Origin of the sequence: Alishewanella sp. WH16-1 (assembly GCF_001441695.1) — a bacterium.
Taxonomy (GTDB): Bacteria; Pseudomonadota; Gammaproteobacteria; order Enterobacterales; family Alteromonadaceae; genus Alishewanella; species Alishewanella agri.
In genome coordinates, this window is sequence record NZ_LCWL01000056.1 from 1 (window position 1) to 4,438 (window position 4,438).

3 protein-coding genes are annotated in these 4,438 nt (G+C 45.5%); all 3 read left to right on the plus strand.

Going from position 1 to position 4,438, the window contains the following annotated elements; genetic code table 11:
* Positions 1-668 precede the first annotated feature (668 nt).
* The 3 genes from AAY72_RS05470 to AAY72_RS05480 all read left to right on the plus strand — a co-directional run bounded on the left by AAY72_RS05470 (position 669) and on the right by AAY72_RS05480 (position 4,118).
* Positions 669-2,834, plus strand: a complete 2,166-nt coding sequence (locus tag AAY72_RS05470; RefSeq protein ID WP_057785893.1) for a protein-disulfide reductase DsbD — start codon at positions 669-671, stop codon at positions 2,832-2,834.
* Positions 2,835-2,904: 70 nt separating this feature from the next.
* A complete protein-coding gene (locus AAY72_RS05475; RefSeq protein WP_231728903.1) occupies positions 2,905-3,345 on the plus strand; it encodes a protein disulfide oxidoreductase in 441 nt (146 codons plus the stop codon).
* A 17-nt stretch (positions 3,346-3,362) separates the two neighbouring features.
* Positions 3,363-4,118, plus strand: a complete 756-nt coding sequence (locus AAY72_RS05480; protein ID WP_057785897.1) for a DsbA family protein — start codon at positions 3,363-3,365, stop codon at positions 4,116-4,118.
* The last annotated feature ends 320 nt before the right edge of the window (positions 4,119-4,438 follow it).

The window sequence follows — 4,438 nt, forward strand, 5'->3', positions numbered from 1 at the left end:
TTGTGGGGATCCCTCAGGTGACTCATACAAACAGCATAGTTTTAAAAGTTGTCTTTATTAAAGAGGGCGAATGAATATTCAGTTACCCTCTTTTAGTAACCTCGCTCATTTTTAAATTAGGAACTAGTGGGTTGCTTTACGAGGATGTTTTGTTAGTATGGTGTCGCTATTTAAGGGATATCTAACACTACTACGAGTTTAAAGCCCACTGATGCTTTATAGATTAAGTAAACAATTACAGTACAACCGCCTACTTTTTACGGTATTGTTGTGTGCGTTGTTTACTTGCTGGGGGCATAATGCCAATTGGTGGCACAGTTGTCCCAACACCTCAGTAAATAGTAATAATATCGTTTCCAGTTCGCTCCCCCAAGAAAATACCTCATATCTGGCAGATACCGTAGCTAGTGTAGAGGCCGAGCTAGTACCTGCAACAACGTGTGAAAATACGGCACACCTATTAAAGCAAACGCTCCCAGATTTACCCGATGCACTGCCACTACTGCTGTTATTTTTGCTCGTCGTGGTGTCTGGGTACTGGCGGGTAAATATCCCAATTATTCTGCCGCGTTGGCGACCTAAAAAGCGACCGCATGCGATCTTTTGTTGCTACCTGGAATAGAACCGGACGTTAATTACGTTTTCGTTTTTATTTCAGGAGAAACATAATGTTATATTTTATAAAACGCTTGCTCTGTGCAGCGCTCGTTGTGGTTTTCTATGCCGAATCTACAACGGTATTGACTTCCACTGACCATGTTACGTTAGTTGATGAATCAACATATTCCAGTGCGCAAAATAGTCCACTAGGTACGGGCTGGCTAAGGCAGCCTGAAGCACCACATTTGGCCGTTAATTTTGCGCTAACAGGCCAATACAATCCGCAAACCGCTACTGTTAATGCTTTACTACAAGTTCAATTAAACGATGATTGGAAAACCTATTGGCGCGCACCAGGTGAAGGTGGGGTTGCGCCATCCATCACGTGGGAGAATGCTGAGTATATCCACAGCGTTACCTGGCATTGGCCAACGCCAGAACGTTTCTGGCTACAAGGTTTGGCCACTCAGGGCTATCAGGGAAGTGTTAATTTTCCACTTGAGTTAACGCTTGTTTCGGGGCAACCACGCGCAGTTCTGCAAGCCACTGTCACCATACCTACTTGTACCACGGTTTGCGTACTTACTGATTTTGCCATTACGTTAGCTATTGAACCTGAAAAGCTTAAACCGGACGCAGAACGGGTTTTTCTGTTTAGCCAGGCTATGAGCAAAGTACCTCAACCTTTACCCACTGCCAGAGTTTTAGCGGCAACATTAACAGGAAAGGCTGGCGATATTTTGGTTACTGCAGAGCGTGACGAAGGCTGGCAGTCACCGGTTATGTTTATTCATTCTGATGACGACACGCTTGATGAAGTGGTGTTTCAGATCGCCACATTACAGCATAGCGACAAGCAGGTGCGCGCCAGCGTAAATGCTCAACATTGGCTTGCCTTGCCAGAGCTATCAGGTAAAGTTTTGAATATTACCCTGACTGATACTGATTTTGCTGCAGAATATGTGGTTGACCTTGCTAACCGCAGTGCTGATACCGCAACATGGGGTTATGACGACCGACTGCTAATAATCTTATTGTTTGCCCTGGCTGGCGGACTTATTTTAAATATTATGCCCTGTGTACTGCCGGTGCTGGCGATAAAAATGCACAGTATTATCACGGCGCAAGAGCAACGGGCAGCAACCATTCGTAAACAATTCCTCGCTGCCGCTTTTGGCATTATCAGTACGTTTTGGTTACTGGCAGCAATGTTGGGAGTGCTTAAAATATCTGGCGCGAGTATAGGGTGGGGGATCCAGTTTCAGAATCCTTACTTTATCGGGTTTTTGGTCGTTGTTACCTGGGTATTTGCGCTGAGTTTATTGGGGATCTTTAACGTACGTTTACCCGCAATGCTCTCAAACTTGGCCGCAAGAAGCGGTGATAACAGTTACCACAGTCATTTTTTTCAAGGGATGCTCGCAACGTTACTGGCGACACCTTGTACTGCGCCGTTACTGGGAACTGCTGTAGCCTTTGCCCTTGGTGCAAGTGTGGGGGTTATTGTATTGGTGTTTAGCGCAATAGGCTTGGGTATGGCGTTACCCTGGTTATTATTGGCAGCCTTTCCTAAAATTTGCCGGTATTTTCCTAAACCCGGACCTTGGCTGAAGTGGGTAAAGCCCACTTTTGCGTTGATGCTATTTAGTACCTCAATCTGGTTAATCTCGCTTTTGGCACCTTATCTAGAATTAACCTCTCTGGTAACTGGCTTTGTTGCACTTTTTATCACTACGTTGCTTCTGATTGCCAGTTTACAGGGCGTGCAAATGATGTTGCGGACGTTGGCTGTGGGATTGTTAGTGAGTGCCGTAGTGGGGGTTTTGCTGCTGGCAACAACCCAGCAATGGCAGACAGCCTTACCAAAAGATCATCACTGGCAACCTTATACCAATGAGCAAATTGGCCAGGCTATTGCTGAGGGCAAAGTGGTATTTATAGATGTGACAGCAGACTGGTGCATTACCTGCAAGGCAAACAAAATTGGGGTTTTATTACAGCAACCGGTGTACCAAGCACTGGCTGGATCAGATGTTGTCAGACTGCGCGCTGACTGGACAACGCCCAATTCATTGGTTAGCGAATACTTACAACAAAATCAGGTTTATGGTGTGCCTTTTAACAAGGTATACGGCCCTGCTGCCCCAGAAGGTATTGCTCTACCGACTCTCTTAACCTCAGAACGCGTAATTAACGCTATGGAGCAGGCCCGTGGCGCAACATCCAAGCAATAGCAGCCGTATGCAGCGCATAAAACGTTCAACTCGTACAGCCTTACTATTTAGTACCGTGCTGTTCGGGATCATGTTTACCCAAGATCTCGTTAGGCAGCGTAAGGTTCCTGATTCTGTCCCCACTCAACAACTGCTTAGCATTAATGGAAGCCATTATGACTTAGCTGCGTTAAGTGCTGATGGGCCAGTATTGGTTTATTTTTGGGCCACCTGGTGCCCGGTTTGCCAACTTACATCACCGCTAATGTCAACTTTTAGCCATGATTATCCGGTAATCAGTATTGCCATGCGATCGGGCGAGGACGAAAAGCTACAACAGTATATCACGGCAAAAGGGTACGAGTTCTCCGTGATAAATGATATGCACGGCCAGTTAACGGCACCGTGGCATATCGGGGTAACGCCCACTATTGCCATCGTGGTAAACGGCAAAATTGTCTCGGTAACCTCTGGTGTTACAACCTCAATGGGGCTTAGAGCCAGATTATGGTTTTACGGCAACTTTAACTAATTCTAATGAGTATTTTTATGAAAACGATTTTACGAGCTTTAATGTTAATCTTATTTGTGTGGACCCATATCACTGCTACTGTGTCAGCTGAAGATGCTAGTGCGTCCAAAATTAACTCAGAACAGCAGCAGGCGCTGGTTGAGATCAACCAAGCTTTACAAGATAACCCTGAATTAATACTGGGGTTACGACAAAGTCTAAACGCATTTTTGCAACAACGGGCAGAGCATAATAACGCCTTGATAAATAGCGAGGCGTGGTTGTATCAACAAAGAGTGCATCCCCGCCTTGGGGACGAAAATGCGCCCCACAAAATTATTGTGTTTACTGATTATGATTGTCCATTTTGCAAACGGCTTGAGCCCGTATTAGAAAAACTGGTCGCTGAGCAACCAGACATTCAGGTTATGTCGATTCTGGTACCACTACGGCAAAACTTACCCGCAGGCGCGACAACTAACTCGGCATTATTCGCACTAGATGTGTGGCAGCACAATCCGACACAGTTTAGCCAGGCTCATGACTTATTGATGAGAAAGTCAGGGTTGCACACTGCTGCGTCATTAAAACAAATCGCTGAGGCAACGAGTAATGAGAGGTTTTTAAAGGCTTCAGCCCATAGTTTGCAGACTGTAGAGCGCAATGCTGAGGTATTTAACAGTTTGGGACTGCGCGGCACTCCGGCAATTATGGTGGGGCGTCAAGTCCTTCCGGGATTCGTGCCTTTCGCCCAGCTACTTGAAACTGCTCAAGCGGAGTTTAAACTGGATTAAATCGTAGAATTGCCTATAGCGCGGAACAATCGAGTCTTTGCGCGCTATAGGCTAGCCCGCAAATCATCATCTTCAGCGTCTATAGCCAGGTCGCGAACTAATGAAACCTAGCTATACTTGTTATTTGAATATCAGCTATTGACTAATTAGCGATATCTTATATATCTTAGTGCTATAAGTATATTCCAAAAAGAAATATATGGGCTGCAGGCCGATTTTGCCGAACCGCCCATGACTTTTGATCAGCAATGGGTAGGTAGCAAAATGGCAAGTCATGATGATAAACGGCAAACGGTATCTCATACGTATGATCTTTAGGA

Excerpts from the sequence above, each read along its gene's own strand:
- AAY72_RS05475 (WP_231728903.1), top strand. The coding sequence starts at position 2,905 with ATGTTTACCCAAGATCTCGTTAGGCAGCGTAAGGTTCCTGATTCTGTC.
- AAY72_RS05480 (WP_057785897.1), top strand. The coding sequence starts at position 3,363 with ATGAAAACGATTTTACGAGCTTTAATGTTAATCTTATTTGTGTGGACC.
- AAY72_RS05470 (WP_057785893.1), top strand. The coding sequence starts at position 669 with ATGTTATATTTTATAAAACGCTTGCTCTGTGCAGCGCTCGTTGTGGTT.